The 19,771-nt window shown below is 36.0% G+C and carries 12 protein-coding genes; 2 read left to right on the top strand and 10 right to left on the bottom strand.

The features are described 5' to 3' along the window. Positions 1–287 precede the first annotated feature (287 nt). Positions 288–719: a hypothetical protein gene (locus GSY47_RS06080; protein ID WP_219071169.1), complete on the bottom strand. Its 432-nt coding sequence runs from the start codon at positions 717–719 to the stop codon at positions 288–290. After that, positions 712–1,992, bottom strand: a complete 1,281-nt coding sequence (locus tag GSY47_RS06085) for a nucleotidyltransferase domain-containing protein (RefSeq protein ID WP_219071170.1) — start codon at positions 1,990–1,992, stop codon at positions 712–714. Before GSY47_RS06085 ends, GSY47_RS06080 begins: the two co-directional genes overlap by 8 nt. Positions 1,993–2,483: 491 nt before the next feature. On the opposite strand from GSY47_RS06085, the gene GSY47_RS06090 reads away from it, so the two are divergent. Then, the gene (locus GSY47_RS06090; RefSeq protein ID WP_219071171.1) at positions 2,484–6,137 is read left to right on the top strand and encodes a hypothetical protein; all 3,654 of its coding nucleotides are present in this window, start codon (positions 2,484–2,486) and stop codon (positions 6,135–6,137) included. A 562-nt stretch (positions 6,138–6,699) separates the two neighbouring features. Continuing rightward, positions 6,700–7,065, top strand: coding sequence for a hypothetical protein (locus GSY47_RS06095; RefSeq protein WP_219071172.1), 366 nt, complete (start codon positions 6,700–6,702; stop codon positions 7,063–7,065). A gap of 591 nt (positions 7,066–7,656) precedes the next feature. Here GSY47_RS06095 and GSY47_RS06100 read toward each other — a convergent pair. The 8 genes from GSY47_RS06100 to dinB form a co-directional block, all read right to left on the bottom strand. Continuing rightward, positions 7,657–8,511: a tetratricopeptide repeat protein gene (locus GSY47_RS06100; protein ID WP_219071173.1), complete on the bottom strand. Its 855-nt coding sequence runs from the start codon at positions 8,509–8,511 to the stop codon at positions 7,657–7,659. Positions 8,512–8,637: 126 nt separating this feature from the next. Continuing rightward, positions 8,638–9,525, bottom strand: coding sequence for a hypothetical protein (locus GSY47_RS06105; RefSeq protein ID WP_219071174.1), 888 nt, complete (start codon positions 9,523–9,525; stop codon positions 8,638–8,640). Beyond that, positions 9,513–11,804, bottom strand: coding sequence for a Piwi domain-containing protein (locus tag GSY47_RS06110; RefSeq protein ID WP_219071175.1), 2,292 nt, complete (start codon positions 11,802–11,804; stop codon positions 9,513–9,515). Before GSY47_RS06110 ends, GSY47_RS06105 begins: the two co-directional genes overlap by 13 nt. A gap of 205 nt (positions 11,805–12,009) precedes the next feature. After that, complete coding sequence (locus GSY47_RS06115) at positions 12,010–13,389, bottom strand: hypothetical protein (RefSeq protein ID WP_219071176.1); 1,380 nt, start codon at positions 13,387–13,389, stop codon at positions 12,010–12,012. Positions 13,390–14,023: 634 nt separating this feature from the next. Further along, the gene (locus GSY47_RS06120) at positions 14,024–14,449 is read right to left on the bottom strand and encodes a hypothetical protein (RefSeq protein ID WP_219071177.1); all 426 of its coding nucleotides are present in this window, start codon (positions 14,447–14,449) and stop codon (positions 14,024–14,026) included. 9 nt (positions 14,450–14,458) lie between these two features. Next, positions 14,459–15,085 (bottom strand): SOS response-associated peptidase, encoded by a 627-nt coding sequence (locus GSY47_RS06125; RefSeq protein WP_219071178.1) that lies wholly within the window; start codon positions 15,083–15,085, stop codon positions 14,459–14,461. A gap of 292 nt (positions 15,086–15,377) precedes the next feature. Next, positions 15,378–18,431, bottom strand: coding sequence for a DNA polymerase III subunit alpha (locus tag GSY47_RS06130; RefSeq protein WP_219071179.1), 3,054 nt, complete (start codon positions 18,429–18,431; stop codon positions 15,378–15,380). A gap of 3 nt (positions 18,432–18,434) precedes the next feature. Then, on the bottom strand, positions 18,435–19,616 hold the full coding sequence (gene dinB / locus GSY47_RS06135) for a DNA polymerase IV (protein WP_219071180.1): 1,182 nt from the start codon (positions 19,614–19,616) through the stop codon (positions 18,435–18,437). Between the last annotated feature and the right edge of the window lie 155 nt (positions 19,617–19,771).

Here is a 19,771-nt window from a genome sequence, read left to right on the forward strand (position 1 = left end):
AAGAAATTAATTTTTTGATTTAGAATTAATTCATCTCTAATTTAAGGGATTTTTTCAATTTCACACTTTAATATTTCACACTTAGATTTAAAATGAATATCACAATAATAAATATTTTGAATTTTATTCAAAATCATATTTATAAGCCAAATTAAATTTTGAATATGAATTTGTTGAAATAGTTTTAAAAAAACACTGTAAAATCTTTCAACTCTCCAATCAATTTACATTAAAGTAATATCTGTTTCTTTATATTTATTATTAAGTTCTTTTAACATAAAATCGATTTATTTTAAATTATTACCACTTGGGTGAATTCCACCTCCTAACCACTCACTAGTAATTAGCCACAGTTCATAATGATACAACCACTCTATAGCCCAAGGCATTATTGTACTAGTGATGGTTTTTGTATCATTCCATTCTTTTGCTTTTGGATAAAACAAACATAGTTTTTGTTTTTTATGGTCATATACATGCTCTAATTTATTTTTCCCTTCTGGTAGTTTAAGTTCCTTAGGTTCTAAAATATAAATTTTAGGACTGTCTCCTTTTTTGTAAGTAACCCTAACCAAGTATTCATCACCCAATGGAGAAGATTTTAATTTACCTTCCCAAACTATTTGACTGAATGTACTCATTTTGGTTTCTCCAAAACCATAATCTCTTTTTAAACCTGCAAACTGTTGCGCAATAGTTAGCTTTGGTGGTTTATTCATTACCAAAGAATTTATGTGGCTGAACTTTAGTCACTTCTTTTAATCCTGTTATAGCCGTTCCAACTAGTCCAAGATTTCTATCAACATTATTGTTTCCGTTTTCAGTTAATATTCTCATGTTATTACCTATATCAGAGAATGTTTTAGTTACAGGAGCATCACCAAATGATTTTTTTAATGATTCTGATAAATTAATTCTGTTGAAAGGAGCATTAAAAATTCCAAAATCTAATTTTAATTTTTCTATCCAATCTTTAAAAAATCTTTCTCTTTTTGAATGTGGTAAAGCCCATCTATCGGCAAAGTTTTCAGATGTTTTTACAGGATTAGAAATCCATTTGACATACTGACCGGTTTTTTCGTCTAACCTAACATCAACGAATTTTTCCATATTATTGATAACATTTATTAATGCCTCTATAATATTATCTTCCCCATTATAAGCATGTGTTGCTAATGTAGTTATAATACAGGAAATTGGTTTTTCTTTTTTATCTTCATCCGAATAATCTTTAAACATAATATCACGATGCCTTTTTAATAACTGAACCACTCTTTGCAATGGCAATCGCTGTTTTTGGTATTTTGGTGTAGGTTTTACAGATTCATTTAATGAGAATGTTTTAGTTCTAACACCTTTGACATTTTCAGCACTTTTCATAAACCATATTGCATAGCCAAATGGGTTGCTTAAATACCAACTTAATGGGTCTGTAGATAAATAATAATCTGGAACTTTTTCTTTATCTGTAATACTTAAAACTAATTCTTCAATTTTCTGGTCGGATAAATTTATATATGCTCTTTCTTTGATTATGGAATGTCCTGAAGTATTAATTGCTGGAAGTATATCCATGTGATAGCGCTCATTAAAATTAGCATTTTCTCTATATTTGAGAGTCCAACATCTTCTGCCTTCTTCATCGAGAATAGATTCATATTTTTTATGTTTTCTGAGTTGTTCTCCAACAAGTTCTTTTACATCTTTTTGTGTCCAGCTTTGCTTTTTCCCATTAAGTTCACATACAACATCTAAATCAATATCTCCATCAGGATCAATTGTTTGAATAGTTGTGCCAATAATGAATGAACCTTGTGGACTTACCACTGGATTATAGTTTGCTAATTCTGAATCAGCGTTTGTCAGCCAATTTCCAACTGCTTTATAACTATTTACTGCCGCTTCATGTTGAGCTTCAGTAATACTTAAATTTTCTCCTAGAATATCTAATATTTCTTCTAATTCTGTTTTTTGTTGTGTTGTTAAAGCCATTTTTTTTAATATTTTAATGTTAAACCTCGCTATAAAGTGCATTATCATCTTTTCAACGCAACCGTTCTAAATATTTATCGATGGAAAAATATAGATATAATAAATAAAAATAAAAAGGTTTTCCGTAAAAATGAATTTTTAAAACAAACATCGTTGATAAATATGATAATGTAGTAAGTGAAAATACCTGATTTTAAAAGCGAATTTTTGAATACATAGAGATTTGCTGCAAAAAAAAAGAAGTTTCGGCTTTGAATTATAAAATTATTTAATAATTTGACAATAAAGTTGTTACATTAATTCAGGCTATTTTTTTCTCCACTTTTTGTTAGAAATCCATATTTAAATCGTTATTTAAATTGGTAAGATGATTTTACATTGCATGAATTCTTATATTTGACTCTGTTAGATACGAGAGAACCATTGTTGGTCTTAATAATGAATTATATATATAATTAGAAATGAATTATAAGGTTTTCTTTGCGTTCCAAATGGATGTAGAAGATAAATTCGGAAAAGGATTTATTCAATCTGCAATTGAGATTGCAATTAATAATTTCAAGTCAGATGGAACAAATGTATCACTAGATTTTGGATTTAGAAAAACTCCTGGTACTCCATTGTTAATTGATGAAATGTTAAGGAAAAGTAATGAATCAGATATGGTTATTGTCGATTTAACATATACGTCTGCAAAAGAATTTTTAGCTGCTGAAATAATTGGTGAAGATACAGACTCTACTTCTATCAGAATTCCAAAAGGAGATCGTAAACTTTCTCCAAACCCAAATGTTCTTTTAGAAACGGGCTATGCTTGGGCAAAAAAGGGAACTTATAGAACTTTAGCTGTAATGAATGAGGCATATGGAAGCCCTCATGATTTGCCTGTTGATTTAAAAGGGTTTCGTTGGGGAATTACATATAAATTAAATGAATCAAATTATGAAGACAGAAAAGCTATTAGACTTAGATTAGCTAAAGATTTTTATGAAGCAATAAATGCAGCAATTCATTCAGAGAGTGACTATCAAAGAGATAAATGGAAGCCATTGAGATTACACAAAGATTGGTCGCCAAAAGATTATCAAACAGTTTATTTACCAACTTTGAATATTAAAGAAAAAATTAAGCAGCTTAGAATTGATTTAGAAAGAACAGATCGACCTCAAAGAATTGTCGGCCCTAAAAATTCTGGTAAAACAAGACTAGCATATGAGCTATATAGAGAAATTGACAGCACACTTCCTAAAGTTGATAATTTAGAGAAGATTTTATATTATGATATTGATGGAAGTGATTATAGATCGATAGAAAATAAATTATTGGATCTGCAAACGCTCAATCAACGAAAAATTGTCATACTAGATAATTGTCCTTTAAAAATCCATAAAAAAGTTTTTAATGAATATTTTTATGATACGCATATAAGTTTATTAACAATCAGTAATGATGAAGACGGTGATGGAGCAAGCCATTTCGTTGATCAAGATTTTGCCAATGAAATAATTGAAAAAATATCAAATGAGAATGGGAATCCTAGAAATACCAACTTCATTATTGAGAATGCTAAAGGCAATTTAAGGAATGCTCTTGCTATGATTGGAAAAATACCAGAAGGATCTGAGGGTTTTTCAACTGATTATAACGAAAAATGGAATCAGCTTTTAGGTACAGATTTAAGTGGGCCCGAAGTATTAAATTTGCTGGAGGAGCTTTCTCTTTTTACGCATGTAGGATATTATGATAGCTTCCAGCCACAGTCTGAATTTTTATTATCTCAAACGGGGATTCCCACAATGCAAGATCTCGAAATTATTATCAGTAAGTTAGAAGAAATAGGTATTGTTAAAATTGCTGGAGACTTTATTGTTTTAGAGGTTTTTGTTGAAGAATTAGCTTTTAACAGACTTGAGAAATTGGCAAATGAAGATGTAGAACAGTTTTTTACAAAAATCACAGAAATTGGTTTGTCAAAACAATTCAGTAAAAGATTGATTGAGCTAAATAAATTAAAAGGAACGCATCATTTAATAGAAATCCTATCAGCAGAAGATGGTTTATTGACTAAATATGAATTTGTTAACTCCGATCAAGGTGCAAGAATAATAATGGGTCTTGCTGAATTGGAACCTGATAAAATATTAAATGCTTTAGAATCATTTTTAAATACAAAATCAAATGAAGAACTTAAGGAAATAAGGGAAGGTAGGCGTTATCTGGTTTGGGCTTTGGAAAGATTAGTGTTCAGAAAGCAAACTTTTAATGGTGCTGCAAAATTACTTTATAGATTAGCAGTCGCTGAAAATGAGAACATAGGGAACAATGCTAAATCTCAATTTATTCAATTGTTTCAATGTGTTTTACCAGCTACGGAAGCAACTTTGGATGATAGAATTGAACTTTTAAATGAATTAATTCAAAGTGAAAAGGGTAATTTTGAAATCATTAATGCTGCATTAGATAGAGGTTTAATGGTACATGGGTTTACCAGAATGGGAGGCGCTGACTTACAAGCTGGAGAAAAGCTGCATGATTACAACCCTACTGGTGAGGAAATATTTAAGTATTGGCAAGATATAATTAATTATTTACTTCAATTAGAAAATTATCATGTATTAGTGAACAGACTCAATTCACAAATCTTTAGTGGAAACCAGAAAGCTATGGTGGATGCTGTTGAAAAAATGTTAGAGAAAAAATCTGAAATTGATAAAAATCTTCGTCAGCAATTTGATTATATTTTAAGTGAAAGGAGAGAATTGCCTAAACATATTTTTGATAAAATTCAAGAATTATTAAATAAGTACTCCAAAGATACCGTTCGTGAAAAATTAGAATTTATGGTAGCAATCGCACCTTATTCTACCTATAAAGACAGGGATGGGAATATTATTAATCGGTCGCTAATAAAGGCTAATGAATTAGCTAATGAATTAGCTAATTTAGAGGATAAAAGCTGGATGAATGACCTAGATGTTCTTCTTCAAGACGAACAGCGTTTAACTTTTGGTTTTGCAAAAAACATATCTGCTAATAATCCAGATTATAGTGAATTAATTGAAATTGTAATTCAGAAATTGGAGCAAATTCCTTTTGAAAAACAGAATATTAGTTTTATTGAAGGGTACTTAGCGGGCATTTCAAATCAAGATTTCATAAGAGATATAATTAGTAGGTTTTTAAAAAATGATAAAGTAAATTATCATAGTATTAAATTGACAAGATATTTACTATTGGAAATTAGTGACTTGGAAATTCTATATCCAATAATAGAGGAAAATCCACATTATGTAATAGCGCTTCAATATTTAGATTTAAAAACTTTATCCGAAGATGAAATTATAAATTTCATTGAATGGTTAAAAATTATCGAACCTTATGGTTGGTGGGTAGCTATTGATTTATGTGAATCTAATTATAGAAAAGGATTGGATCTTACTGATAAAATTTTAAACCTTTTTAGACAATTACTGCAAAGGGAAGGTATTTTAAAAGGAGAAGGAACATACAATTCATTTTCAATGCGTCAGTATGTACAGCTTCTAAGAAAACTAGAAGAAAAAGGTTTAGATGATTCGATAGTTAAATTTCTATCTAATGAAGTTGTAATTACAACAAAAGAATTATCCTTAAAACATGAAAATAGCATAGAAGAAATTTTAGAAATCATTCTAAAGGATTATTGGAATATTTCATGGCCTATTATTGCACTTGAAATGCAGCGAAATGATTTTTATGGTTGGTACAATCTTAAAAAGTTATTGAAGGCATATCATAATTATGAGGAAAGCAAATTACTTGATTGGATGGATCAATATCCATTTGAATCACCGCAAAAAATTATCCAATTCATACAATTTTCTGTCAAAAATCAAGCTGAAGAAGTTTGGTCAGCACTTGCAATGGAAATGTTCAATAGATTTGCCGAAAATGATGATTTTTTGCAGAACCTAAGCAGTGTGCTTCATAGCTATTTTTGGTCAGGATCAGTAGTTCCTCTATTCGAATCTAGAATAAATTTATTGCAGCAGCTTTTAGATCATCCACAAGTTAAAATTCAAGAATTCGCTAAAGAAAATATAATTGATTTTGAAGAAAAGATTAAAAGAGAAAAACGTAAGGATGAAAATTACGGATTAGAATAAAAAATAATATTAGTTCCTTTTTATATGGAATCCGGCTCTTTTAGTCACAGGTTTTTTTAGAATCCGGCCCATTGCACTGCCGCTGTTTTTAAGCCGCTCTGCCCTGCATTTAGTTCGGCACTTTCGCTATTTCCGCTGCAGTTTCCGACGATGCCCTGCAGTGCAGAAGAAGCCTATTTAGTTTAATTATAGCGCAAAGTTCGGGCTTAAGAATTCGGTTCGTCGCAAAAAAATCCCCCATAAATGCAGGACATCTGTTCTGATTTATTGCATTACTTTCTTTCTGTGCCCCTTTCTTGTGTTCGGTGCAGGTGCCGCTATTAATCCTAAAAATTGAAACGCCATGAAAGCAAATGAAGAAAGCAGCTGGAAAATCGTAATGGAAATCGACCTTGTACAGAACTGGAAGCTGATCCGGTCTATGTATGTACAGAAAAGATTAATTTTCTTAAATTGATTTATTTGGAGCATAATATGGTTTTCCGTAAAAAAGATTCATTCCAAAGATTGATATTTGAAAAAAGTAAATTTTAACTTTTTTTAAACCATTAAAAACAAAATTATGAATGCAAAAATTAGAAAAATTATTGACAACGGTCACAATGATGAAAGAATTCTAATTGATATTTTGGCTGATACTGACATTGGGAAATTCCTGGTTCTGGACACTACTTACACCAGTGCCGGAGAAGTTTCTAATAAGGTACGTCATCCCTATTGGTTTCCGGACAAAGTTGTAAAAAAAGGAGATTTGGTAGTTTTATACACAAAAAAAGGGAAAATTAGTAGTGCAGAAAATAAAGATGGGACAACTACTCATTTTTTCTATTGGGGTTTAGATAGTAATGTGTGGAATAATGATGGTGATTGTGCATTGCTTTTGCATATTGATGAGTGGCAGTCACACAAAGTTAGCATTAGCAAATAAATATACGCAATAGATAGTGTTTTAAAGTTCTATGAGATTTCTAATTTCTAATGTAGTGAATTATATATAATCGAAGAAAAAAAAACATTAGAGATGAGTGATGATTGCTCATCTCTTTTTTTAATAAAATTATTCTACTCTTAGTTCATTTTTTTACCTTTTTTTTAGATTTTTTTAGATTTTTTTAATTGTGGTTTTGGCCAGTGAGGTGGATGAGAGACTTAGAAGGATCGTTTATTTTATGGATAAGACGATTTGCTCTTTTATTCTCATTGATTTAGTTTTGTCTGCGCTGATAACCTAAATATCACTTCTGTGTTACATCGATATTTACAACTAATTTTCGAGTGTCAGCAGAATTATATATCAAGAAACCATTTTGATTAAAAATCGCATAAATCTGTTGTAATAACTTTGTAATCAGAGTCTATAGGGAATGTTTTGAGAGGTTGTCATTCCATTTCAAAACTTGATAAGCTGCTTTAGATAAGAATATGTTCATTTGAGATAAATCTTCTGTTTTACATTCAAAGGAATCAGCTGTTAGGTTTTAGGTAATTTGTTAATGTGTCGGACGTTATTAAAGGATCATTATCGAAGATCTGATTTTTGGACATTTTTGAAATAGCTTATAATCTTCTTATTGTTATAAAGTTGTTTATTTCTCTCCCAATACTCATATGCTTCCTGAACTGACCGTGTCGGGATGCCGGCATCAAAGTTGTGTTCACTCGGAATCCTGTAAGGAAGCGGCTTTACATGTTTGGTTCTGGTTACTTCATCGATAAAGAAAGTATTGGTCTGGACAGCTTCCTCTAAATGCTGATCTGCTAGTTTCAAATTATCATTCAGGATATGTACTGCAACTATGCCAAATTTAAATTCTATCGTAAAATCGTCTGGATATTGATTTAATAGATCTTCAGCCAGTTTGTAATCTTTTAACGCAAATAAGGTTTCCAGCAGGAGATATCTGATGCCCTGATGATCTTCGGGATTCAAAGCTAGATTTAATCTGTAGATTTCAACAGCTTCGGAATATTTTGTATGATACTGTAGCTCAATTCCCCAATTTTGGCATGCCCTTAAAAAAGGTCTGTTATCAGATATAGGCCATATCAGTTGGTCCTTTTTCAGGTTAAATGCTTTTGGCAGGCATCCGATCCCCACATTAAATGCCTTCTCAGAAGTTAGAAGACTTTCAAAGGTTTTTTCCTGACTACGATATGCAATGCTGAGATGAACATAAGCATCGATATAATAGGGATGCTCTAAAACCAGTTTTTTCAGCATTTTTTCCGCAATCATGTCACTATCATCCAGAAATTCGACAGCTTCCCAAAATTCATTACTGACTCTTTCATCAATAATGGACAGGGGATATACAAATTCCCATGTATTGCCATACTGTTTCTTTACTATTGGTTTTTCAGATGTATTGCTCATAGTTATGTGTTTTTTTATCTTGTTTTTTATCTTGTTTTTTGTCTTTAAAAGACCGAAGAGCTGCTATTGTTAAACTGGTACAATTTAAATATTTCCAGTACTGTTAGCATTAAGTACCTACAATAATTAGGATTGTTTAAGCATTTCTTTGGGATAACCTAACATCCTCATTGTAAATTCTTGCGATTTACGTTTGATGAAACTTAATTGATTACTTAATATAGTGATGCCGGATGCTCCTATTAACGTAAATACATAGCCATAATCATTAATTTTTTTAACAAATTCAGGAGAATAAACAGGAAGTTTTAGTAACCCATAAACCGCAAATGAAAAAAGACTTGCTTGTAATAACCAGGATAAGATTTTTGTTCTGCGAATGAAACTGTCATTAAATTTTTTAAGCAGATGCATTTCACTTCCTTCAGGCCCTTCTTTCAATTCAATAATTAGTTCATATGCCCTTAGCGCAGACAAGATTTGAAAATCATTTCTATTTTCAAACAATACCGTATTTTGCATTATGCTTTTAAAGGTATTGTTAAGAAGCTGGTTATTAATGAATGATTGATCATACAGGTTTAAATAAACTAAGACAACTTCCATTTGATTGCTTGTACTGGAGTAATTTTTATTTAGAATATTTTCAAGCGTAATAGTTATAATGTTTCTGCTGCGTATGGAGAGAATATTTTTTATCCAATTATTATTAAAACCAAATTTTTGGATACCAATAATTAAAATTAAAATCAAATAATCATCATTTACAAAGGGAGCTGGTGAATCCCTGCTGGGATTACTCTTGTTTTTTAACGAGTAAATCTGCTCAAAAGCGGTTTTGTTATTTGTTTGGATTGCTGCAATCATATTCACAAACTGCTTGTCGGAATCACTAACTTCTGAATTAAGATTCAAATCAACGGCAGTACCGCTTAAAAATTGGTCAAATGCGACAAGTTTTGCACTGCTTTTTATCCTGTCCTTGTAGGTAATTCTGTTGTCTATAGAAACCATTTTTTTCGTTTTAATCCATATTTTAGTGTATCAGGATCCCAGCCCTGAACGTTTCTCATTTTCCCCAAAAGCCTTGAAATCAGATTTGAATATTTCATTGTAGCCGGTTCTTCACCAGGCAGAAAACTTCTCCATGATAAATAAGTAAAGGAAAAAATCTGCTGTGTTATGTAGGTCAAATCATAGAATAACATATCATTTATTTCCGTATTATTATAGTTGCCCTGAGGCGTGAGAATTTTAATCTGGATTGGTTTGCTCATTCCGTGTTTAGACGTTTTTAATTCGCTTGCCCCCAACATTTGAACAATGCAGGTTTCCGAATCAAGGAAAACGTTGCTTCCCCGCACCGGTATGTATTCGCCTTTTTTAACAGTTGATCCATAGGAACCAATTCCTGGCTGATTGATGTCAAATAATGTGGCCGGATGTATATTACCAATAGTCACAAAAGCAAATTTTATTCTGTATTGTGAAATGTCTTTTATGAGCTGGGTAATTACATCAAATTCTGTATTTTTAATTGGCTTGAAAATGTGAAATATTAGGCGGACAGTCTCATCGTCATTCCAGCCTTGTTCAGATGAAAGCCTATTTATGGATTGTTTAAGACTTTTTAAGAGTTCATCAAAATAATTTTCATATGATACGTCTTTAACCTTATCTCCAAGGAGGTATTGTCCGTCACTGGAAAGAAATGTTGTAATTCCGACTACGCGGTTGGATTCAGATCCAGTATATTGATTTTTTCTAAGCCAGCTGTGACCGATACCGATTACCAGTTCGCGATCCACAGAACGCTGCGTCGGCAGGACCCACGGAGTTCCTCCCAGTTTGGCATAGATTTGTAAAGCTATCGAGTTAAGGATATACTCATTGTAATTATTGATAATCCTGGTCGTAATAAATTGAATTGGTATCTCAAGAGCTAAAAGTTTTGCTTTTATTTGATAGTAAGGGTTGGTCTGATCACTATATTGTTTAAAATTTTCGGGTATTTCAATGATGGCTAAATGTGGTTTGCTATCGTCATCGTCAGTTATTGCTTTCAAGTACTGTTCTAAGGTATTGCTTTGGATTTCTTTAATATTAAACGATACACTATGCAGGTCGTACTTTTTTTGTAACCCTTTTTGGAAATACCTTGACTGTGGCAAGCCATCCCTTAGGTTAGATAGAAATTGCGTGAAATTTCCTCTAATTGTTTTGTTGCATACGCATAAAACATTGGGAGATTTGATATCAAAGATGTTACTGTCATAAGGGCCGAAATTGTTAAGGCCGTTATCAGGAAAGGAATTTGTTGTTTTTGTTGCAGCAGGATCAAAAATGAAAGTAGGTGGCTTGATTTCAATGCTGTTGTAAACTGTTAATGGACTCGATTTTACTGTAAAACAGAAACCATCCTTGTTTTGAAAAAGTACCGTGTTGCCATTCTCAGTAAAAAGCGCTTTTGCTATACTGTTAATTTCACTATATAGCTTCTTTGTATCATAAATATCAGACCTTTTATTGTCTATGAGGCTTAATATTTCATCACTTTTTTCCTGAGAGATTGCAAATGCAAGATAATTTCCTATGCTACGTTTGGTTTTACGAATAAAAAGTTCGCCCAAATCATATTCTTTTTCGCCCTCATTGGTATTAATTTTTGCTTTTGTTCCACTTATAGAAAGAATCTCCCCTATGAAGTCCTCGTTGGGTGCCAGGATATTAGTAAGTCCCGGTAAAGTTTCCGCGTGCAACACCTCAGCACCGATCAAGTTATAATTTTCGGAATGCAGCTCTGCACAGGTTTTATCAAAAATCCAATTGCGTTTAATGTTGATTAAAAATCCAAATTGCTTTTTGTTTTCTATTTCCGTTAGACGAAGCTGCACTTCAATTAGTTTTTTATAGCCTATACGGTTCTTCAGATTGTCCGGGAGGAAATCAAAAATGATATCGTCTCGTTGCTGTCCAGAGAAAAAACGGAACGGATAAAAATCAACAGGCGTATGCTGCTGGAAGCGCTCCTTGAAAGTGCGGAAGAACAAATGTTTAATGAGCGATGCTGTAATTTGGGAATTGCCAAATATACTGCGTTCAGCTAAACTACCAATTGAAGTGCCGGTATTGTCGTCTTTATTGGATATGTAAATTAGATCGCCGTTCCTAAAAAAAGAGTGCGTATTATTATGTAAAGCCCGTAATTCGCCAAGACGCTCATGACTGTAGGGTTCGGTATTGAGCTGGTATTTTTCGAATTCAAATTCTATTGGAAAGTAATTTAGCTGCATAAGGTGTGGTTAATTATTAATCTTCTAACAGCTTAATAGTGAGGAAAACGGCCATTTTGCTTGACGCAAATTAAGATTAATTTTGGTTATATATAGATGAGTAAATTTTGTCAGTAATTTATATAATTTATTTGTAACTGCTTTAGTTTTTGCAAAGTTTTATTTGATCTTTTCCGTAATATATAAATAGGTTTCATATAAGAGTTTATTGTGGCAATGGGCGGTCCCAGTGCCTGCTGTTATTTATGATATCTGCTTCTTCCGGAATGACAAGAAAATTTTTAGGCAAAGGGGTTATTGGTACAAAATAGGAAGAGGCGACATCAACAGACTCATCAAATATCCATTCTTGATTACTTCTGGAATAAGACTGAAAAAAATGAGTAAAGAGCCAGCTTAATCTGGTTTTTTCCGGATTTATGCTTTCAATTGTCTTAACTATTTTTTTTAATCTTTCCCTTTCAACTGCCGGACCGTCAAAAGTTTCCATTCCAATATGAATAACAGCTTCATAGGGAAGCGTCAACTGTCTTAAAGCTTTGGCAAGCAGTCCATCAAGATCGCGGGCTTTTCCGACATACGCTTGAAGAGAATCACATGTACATTTAATTCCTGCGCCATTAGTAATCTGATGAATATACCGGTTATTCGCCAGACCTTCTCCTACAAGATATCCTGTCGAATTGAGTGCTACCGTAAAACCTTCATAATCGATAGGTTTTTTTGCCAGCAATTCTAATAATTGTGGTGAATTGTACTTTATGTGATATTTTAAAAGCTGCGCATTAATCATTTTCAGATCAAAAGTTGATGCGATTATATCAATTTTTTCGTTAGACAGCCTCCAGTTTTTTTTTTTTATTTTTGAATTTTCGAGTCTGAACAAATCGATCAGATAAGTTTCGGGCAGTGTTTTTAATTCTACATGAAAAGTAATTTCCAATAGGTAGTTGTGCGCTAAAACAAATGGTATGATGTGGTGCACCATTTTTTGACGCAGTAGAGTTTCCTCATAAAAATAACCGCCTGATTTCTGCTGTCTCTTGCATTCCACCTGATAAGATTTGTCCTCTTTTCGGACTAAAAGATCAGGGGTTTTATCAGCCTCTTCTGGAAGGAATTCTACTTGGTAGCCATTCCTTTTCCAAGCAAGTGCAGCTAGAAATTCAAACAGGATCTGGTCCGCTTCAATTGGTCTTTTTTTTATGAGATCGCTGATTTTTTTTCTGAGCCCATCAAGGGAAGGAAGCAAATCAATGTCCATTCCGATACGTTTAAAAATAGGCACAATGCGCGCCCCTTGATAATACTCATACTTATGAGGTTCATGTATTAAGCAGTGTACCAGATAAAGATACCAGCCTATTCTGTCTTTTTCAATTACTAGTAACAGTCCGTCCGATACGGGTTTTGAAAGAGGTGGAGAGTCAGAGTGGAAATTACTGAGATATTCTTCAATTGCCTGTTTTCTTTTGTGCCATTGGTCGGGTGTCATAAATGTCATAAAATAGTCAAAGGCAGCGATTACATCTTTGTCATCATATTCAGGAAAAATTAGTTCTGTTATTGGAATTCTCGTCATCATAGTTGGGTTGAATTTTACTAGTTAAAAAGAAACTAAATCAAAGGAAATTTTTTGAAAGTGCAGTAGACTCCAACAGCAGCATTTGTGATTTTTTTTTGAATCAGTAGAAATACGGGTCTAAGCGATCCATCCTTAAACTGTATTATTTTAGTGTAAAACTGAAACGCTATTGAATGTTGCATATTGCTGATATATTTTTACGTCAATCCGTAAGGTAAACTTAGGACTAAATGCTATTAGGATTTTACGGTTTTCCATAATTGGTAAACTCTTACTACTGCTTTTACTCGAAACGGCTTAAAAAGGCAGCAAAGATAGCGTCAGCCGTCTACTGCATGCGAATAACGTACTCCAGTTTCCTTTCGTCCGCCTTTCGGATCTTATAGCACTCCTCATCCTTTAACTGCCTCTTGATTCTTGCTTTCTTTTTTTTCTTTTGAAAACAATTTTTTTAAAGGGCGGAGGGGAGTTAAGGAAGCAGGGATCAATAGTTATTGCTTCAGTATTTCATAAGCATTCTAATTTACTAATTAAATCAATATTTATTTTGCAACGTTAAATATTATGAAATATATATAGGCTTAGTGATTCTAATCGCCGCTGTACATTGAAAAAATATTTTTTGTTTCACACTTTATTTAGTAAACAGTAATTTTATAAACTTCCAAAATCTGCATAGCCATCTCTGCAAAAGAAATTTTTGTTCACATTCCCGAACAGGATCAATATAAGTAACTGAAACCTTTTCAATATAGTTTTCGATTGACAATCCGGAAATCTGGTTGATTTCTTCTCTTTTCTGCTGCACCAATTCTTCCACACGCTCGTTTGTCAATACTATTCCGGCTTCGGCTGATGCGGTGCGAATTAATTCCCTTATAAAATCCCTTTCCTCGGCAATGCACTGTGTTATATGATCTCCGTATTCCTGCTCCGGATCGAAAAAGTCAACGGGGTCATTGTATTGTATGAATTCTGTTTTGGAATATAGCTTCTGCATAAATCTCTGATGCAGATCTTCAGTGCTCATTCCGTTGAAATAATCGATTTCCTGTTTCATAAGCTGATATTAATTTGACGGAAGTGCGATTAAGTTCCCTTCGTAAGGATAGGCAAATTCGGTAATAGCCATAGACTGGTCCAGCCAAGCTGTTTCATCCTGCTTTTTGAGCATGACGGGCATTCTGTGCTTGTGGTTATGTATGAAGTCCATTAGTCTGTTGGCTTTTGTGGTTACCATTGTATAGGTGTTTTTAATTTCATCTGTGACGGGATCCGTCCAGGATGAATACAAACCTGCAAAAGTGAAGATTTCATCATCCTGCGAGTTGATCTGGTACTTGTCCTTGCTTTTTCCCTTCTCATCATTCCAGTGCCATTCATAGTACGCCGAAGCGATTATCAGGCAGCGGTTATGGGTTATATTCTTGAATGATGCTTTCTCGTCAATGGTTTCAATGCGGGCATTAAGGGTGTTTTTCCTGAACTCAATGTCTTTTGCCCAGGAAGGCAGAAGTCCCCAAGTATAATCCGTTGAGATGAGATGCGGTGAGGAATTAAGTATCACAGGGATATTTGGATGGGAGAACCCGTTTATAAAATCCGATTGCAGATAGGTTTCCTCATTGTGGAGTTCCGCATTAAAGCGTCTTTTGAGATCTTCTATCGAGGCATTCTGCTGGGTATAATAACACATAATATTCCGTTTTAAAGGCTGTTTTAAAAATGTCTTATCCTGATACTAATTTGCCCTTTTAAGGGCTTTTGTCTTTTTCATACGGCTTAAGTTTGAATAAACGATCTTATGGAATCTTACCCAATAGACATTAAATGTATCGAAAGACTTATAAAAGAAAATGAAAAGCGAAAACAAATGCTTAGAAAAATAAACAGCAGAAAACTGATATATGGCATGCTTGTTTTCCTCTTTCTGTTTTTGCTTCTCTATCAAAATTAATTCATTCTTAGGACATTACATAGCTAAATATTCAAAATTTCATTCTGTGACGCGGCAGATTAATTTCGTGATCCTGCGGATAAGGCTGGCGATGGGTGCTGCTGACATCCTGCTTGATATTGTGCTGTGTGGTATACCTTTTTTCCGAATCCGAATATCTTGGGTCAGGAATGAAGGGCATTTTCGCCATTCTGGAAATGGTGATCGTCGGGAAATGATAGTCAATTTCCACGGTTCCCAAAAGCAGGTAGCAGCCTCCTCCCTGAAAAGGGTTATTTGCCAGACTGTCCGGGAAATGCGCCGTATCAAAATAGGCTCCTTCATTATCGATCCACGTCCCGAAATACATATTGCCCCTTTTGGTCGGCACCTGCTTGGTGGAAATCAGGTATGCCAGCATACGCACCTCTTTCTTATGGTATTTCAAAAGATCGCGCACCATGACATCCCCTCGGAATCTGGTCCTGAGTAGATCAAAAACGGTGCACGAAACCGGGAAATTCAAAAGCTCTATTTCATCAAAGGCATCCTCAAATATAGAGCGCTCCAGTACAGGCAGCTTAAATTCTTTGGCAGGCTGCTCAATGAGCATAAGCCCGCGGTTTTCAGGCTTGAAATTATTCATCAGAAGGCTGACCTGCACCAGCAGCTGATTTTTGGTTTTTCCCGTAAAGCGGAAAGCGCCGATAAATATAAGCGTCTTTACATTTTCGATGCCCATGGGAACCCTGTTTATAAAATCTTCGAGCGATTTAAAAACGCCGTTTCTCTCGCGCTCGGTAGCGATGAACTGTGAGAGTTTGGAATCCAGGCCGTGCAGGTGCATAAAGCCCAGATAAATATCGATGCCGTAAAGAGCGGTTTCATATCCGCTTTTATTCACGCAGGGAGTATGGATAACAGCGCCGGCCATCCGCGCTTCGTGCACATAGATTTCAGTGCGGTAGAATCCTCCCTGATTATTGATCACAGCCACCATGAATTCAATAGGGTAGTGGACCTTCAAATAAAGGCTTTGGTAGCTCTCCACCGCATAGGAAGCGGAATGCGCCTTGCAGAAGGAATAGCCTGCAAAGGATTCGATCTGTCGGTAGATTTCCTGGCTCAGCTGTTCGGGATGTCCTTTTGCGGCAGCAGAAATAAAGAAATCGTCCTTAACTTTCTGAAGCGCCGCTTTTGAGCGTCCCTTGCCTGACATGGCGCGCCTTAGGATATCTCCGTCTGCGGCCGAGAGCCCGCCGTAATGCAGGGCAATTTTGATCACGTCTTCCTGATATACCATAATACCGTAGGTTTCTCCGAGCTCCTTTTCAAAGACTGGATGCAAATATTCAAATTTTGATGGGTTGTTATGGCGGAAGATATACTCTTTCATCATTCCCGACTGCGCCACTCCCGGACGTATAATCGATGATGCCGCCACAAGCGTTTTATAATTGTCGCATTTCAGACGGCGCAATAGTCCCCGCATCGCAGGGCTCTCGATATAAAAGCATCCGATGGTTCTCCCTTCCGCCAGATACAGGTTTGCGGACTGTTCGTTTTTTGAGATTCTCGTGTCGCGGATATTGATCCGAATGCCTCTGTTTTGTTCAATTATTTTCACGGTATCATCAATATGTCCGATGCCTCTCTGGCTGAGGATGTCAAACTTGTCAAAACCGATATCTTCAGCGGTATGCATATCAAATAAGACTATCGGAAATCCTTTCGGCGGCATTTCCAGCGGCGTGTAATTGGTCAGCGGTTCTTCCGAGATCAGAATTCCGCAGGAATGCATGCTGCGCATGTTGGGATATTTCTCCAGCATCATGCCGTATTCCTGAACAAGCTTGACAATGGAGTTGGTCTGGTGGAGCTTCATTGGATTTTTGGCCAGCATGTCCAGCTCGTCTTTCGGAAGTCCGAATACTTTGCCGACCTCGCGGAAAATCGAGCGGTATTTGAATTCTACATTAGTACCGCAGAAAGCTACATAGTCACTGCCGTACCGGTTGGAGATGTATCTTAAGATAACATCACGCTCTTTCCAGCTCCAGTCGATATCAAAATCGGGAGGGCTCTTGCGGTTTTCGTTCAGGAACCGCTCGAAATACAGGTCAAGCTCCAAAGGGCAGATGTCTGTTATTCCCAGACAGTAGGCAATTATGCTGTTGGCGCCCGAGCCTCTTCCGATATGAAGGAAGCCGCATAAGGTGCTGTAACGTATGATATCCCATGTAATGAGGAAGTAGCCGCTGAATTCAAGGTCATTGATGACTTTGAGCTCTTTCTCCACACGCGCTTTTGCTTCGGCATTATGGCTCCCGTAACGCCATACCAGACCTTCTTCGGCAAGGGTGGTCAATAGGGCAATATCCCCTTTTTTACTTTTGGTATAATGTCTTTTGTTTTTCGGGCTTTCAAAGTCATACTTGAAATTACAGTGCTCGATGATGTACCTTGTATTTTGGATGATCTCGGGATAATCTTCATAAAGGGCGATAAGTTCCGCTTCAGGAATCATAACATCCGATTTGCTGCACCAGTCATCAGTTTCGAGTTTGGAGAGGAGCTCATTTAGGTCAATTGCACGAAGAATCCTGTGCAGGTTGTATTCCCTTTTGGTGCGGAATACAACAGGCTGAAGAATAATCATTTCAGCTCTTCGTTTTCTCCACTTTGATACTACGAGTTTTTGCAGCTGGTGGGGACGTATGCCTATGTATTCATTATGTCGGAGTTCGTCGGGCGCATTTTCTAAAGGATAAATGATGAAAACATCAGAGAAAAACGGTGCGGTTTCAGGCAGCGGTTTCTTTTCAAAATTATGTTCAGTCAGAAAGCGGTTCATCTGGGAAAGTCCGACAGCATTTTGTGCAAGTCCGATATAGCGCAATTTATGGCTGCAGCGGAATTCTATCCCGACAAGCGGTTTTATGCCTGAGGCTTGGCATCCTTTTATAAAATCATAAATCCCCGTAACGGTATTGATATCGGTCAAGGCTGCTGCCGTGACACCGCAATCGGCTGCCTGCCTGATCAGATCATCCAGCGGAATAGTTCCGTATCGCAGCGAATGAAAAGAGTGGCAGTTGAGGTACATGATTTATTTTTTGCGTTTTAAAATTTCGTCTTTATTGTTGGGTTTAAAAGAAGCGCCGGCGCATCTCATCACGGCATCAAATCCGTAACGGGTCTTCATTCTGTCCATAGCCTGATAGAGGGCAAGCATTTCCTCGGTATCATTGAAAAGGTCAATCTGATAGGTTCCCCTGACCAGTCCGCTGAAGCGGACTCCGATAAGACGGAGCCTCATTCGGCGCTGATACAGTTTGGTAAAGAGATCAGTGACCGTCTCGGTCAGAATATGATCCGCTGAGGTGTAGGGCACCCTTGACTGCTTGGTTTCGGTATCAAAATTGGCGTACCTGATTTTAACGGTCACCGTTGAGGTGAGCCACTCTTCGGCGCGCAGCTGATAGGCCAGTTTCTCCACCATGCCCTGCAGGATCCTGTTTAGTTTCAGCACATCAATAGTGTCCTGCGAAAAAGTATGCTCGGTAGAAATTGACTTTCTTTCCGTGTAAGGCTCCACAGGTGTGTTGTCAATCCCATTGGCTTTTTTCCAGAGTTCGGTGCCGTTCTTGCCGATCATCTGCTGCAGGGATTCGGCTGGCATTTCAGAGAGCGTCTGGATGGTGCGGATTCCGATTCGCGAAAGAAGCTCAAAGGTTTTCTGGCCGACCATCGGAATCTTTCGGATGGAGAGCGGATTCAGAAAGGACTGGACAAGATGTTCGGGAATTTCAAGGTTTTGCTTCTGCTTGCCCTCGCCGGTTCCGATTTTCGAAACGGTTTTGTTGACCGAAAGCGCAAAGGTGAGTGGAAGCCCCGTTTCTTTGGTGATGCGCTGTGCCAGTTCATCAGTCCATCTGTAGCTCCCGTAAAATTTATCCATGCCGGTAATGTCCAGATAAAATTCATCGATGCTGGCTTTTTCCACTACGGGCGCTTTCTCCTGAATGATTTCGGTAATGTCGTGGGAAAGTCTGGAATAGAGTTCCATGTCGCCTTTCATGATTTTGGCCTGAGGGCAGAGCTTCATAGCCATATGGATCGGCATGGCGGAACGCACGCCGAATTTTCTGGCTTCATAGGAACAGGAAGCCACAACACCTCTGTCACCTCCGCCGATGATAAGCGGTATTCCGTTAAGTTCAGAATTTGTCAGCCTTTCGCAGGATACGAAAAACGTGTTCATGTCGATGTGTACAATAGCCCGGCTCATAATCTTAATCATTTTATACAGATCAAAATTAGTACAGTCAATAACAATTTTTAAAAATAAAATGTTCTAAATAATAACAAAATCTAAAAAGCCTTATTTTTCAGGGCATAAAAAAAGCACCCAAATCGGTGCTTTTTTGCTTTATTAAGAATTTA

This window comes from Flavobacterium quisquiliarum, assembly GCF_019308285.1.
GTDB lineage: Bacteria > Bacteroidota > Bacteroidia > Flavobacteriales > Flavobacteriaceae > Flavobacterium > Flavobacterium quisquiliarum.

Excerpts from the sequence above, each read along its gene's own strand:
- GSY47_RS06120 (WP_219071177.1), bottom strand. The coding sequence starts at position 14,449 with ATGAAACAGGAAATCGATTATTTCAACGGAATGAGCACTGAAGATCTG.
- GSY47_RS06130 (WP_219071179.1), bottom strand. The coding sequence starts at position 18,431 with ATGTACCTCAACTGCCACTCTTTTCATTCGCTGCGATACGGAACTATT.
- GSY47_RS06115 (WP_219071176.1), bottom strand. The coding sequence starts at position 13,389 with ATGATGACGAGAATTCCAATAACAGAACTAATTTTTCCTGAATATGAT.
- dinB (WP_219071180.1), bottom strand. The coding sequence starts at position 19,616 with ATGAGCCGGGCTATTGTACACATCGACATGAACACGTTTTTCGTATCC.
- GSY47_RS06090 (WP_219071171.1), top strand. The coding sequence starts at position 2,484 with ATGGATGTAGAAGATAAATTCGGAAAAGGATTTATTCAATCTGCAATT.
- GSY47_RS06105 (WP_219071174.1), bottom strand. The coding sequence starts at position 9,525 with ATGGTTTCTATAGACAACAGAATTACCTACAAGGACAGGATAAAAAGC.
- GSY47_RS06100 (WP_219071173.1), bottom strand. The coding sequence starts at position 8,511 with ATGAGCAATACATCTGAAAAACCAATAGTAAAGAAACAGTATGGCAAT.
- GSY47_RS06110 (WP_219071175.1), bottom strand. The coding sequence starts at position 11,804 with ATGCAGCTAAATTACTTTCCAATAGAATTTGAATTCGAAAAATACCAG.
- GSY47_RS06095 (WP_219071172.1), top strand. The coding sequence starts at position 6,700 with ATGAATGCAAAAATTAGAAAAATTATTGACAACGGTCACAATGATGAA.
- GSY47_RS06080 (WP_219071169.1), bottom strand. The coding sequence starts at position 719 with ATGAATAAACCACCAAAGCTAACTATTGCGCAACAGTTTGCAGGTTTA.
- GSY47_RS06125 (WP_219071178.1), bottom strand. The coding sequence starts at position 15,085 with ATGTGTTATTATACCCAGCAGAATGCCTCGATAGAAGATCTCAAAAGA.
- GSY47_RS06085 (WP_219071170.1), bottom strand. The coding sequence starts at position 1,992 with ATGGCTTTAACAACACAACAAAAAACAGAATTAGAAGAAATATTAGAT.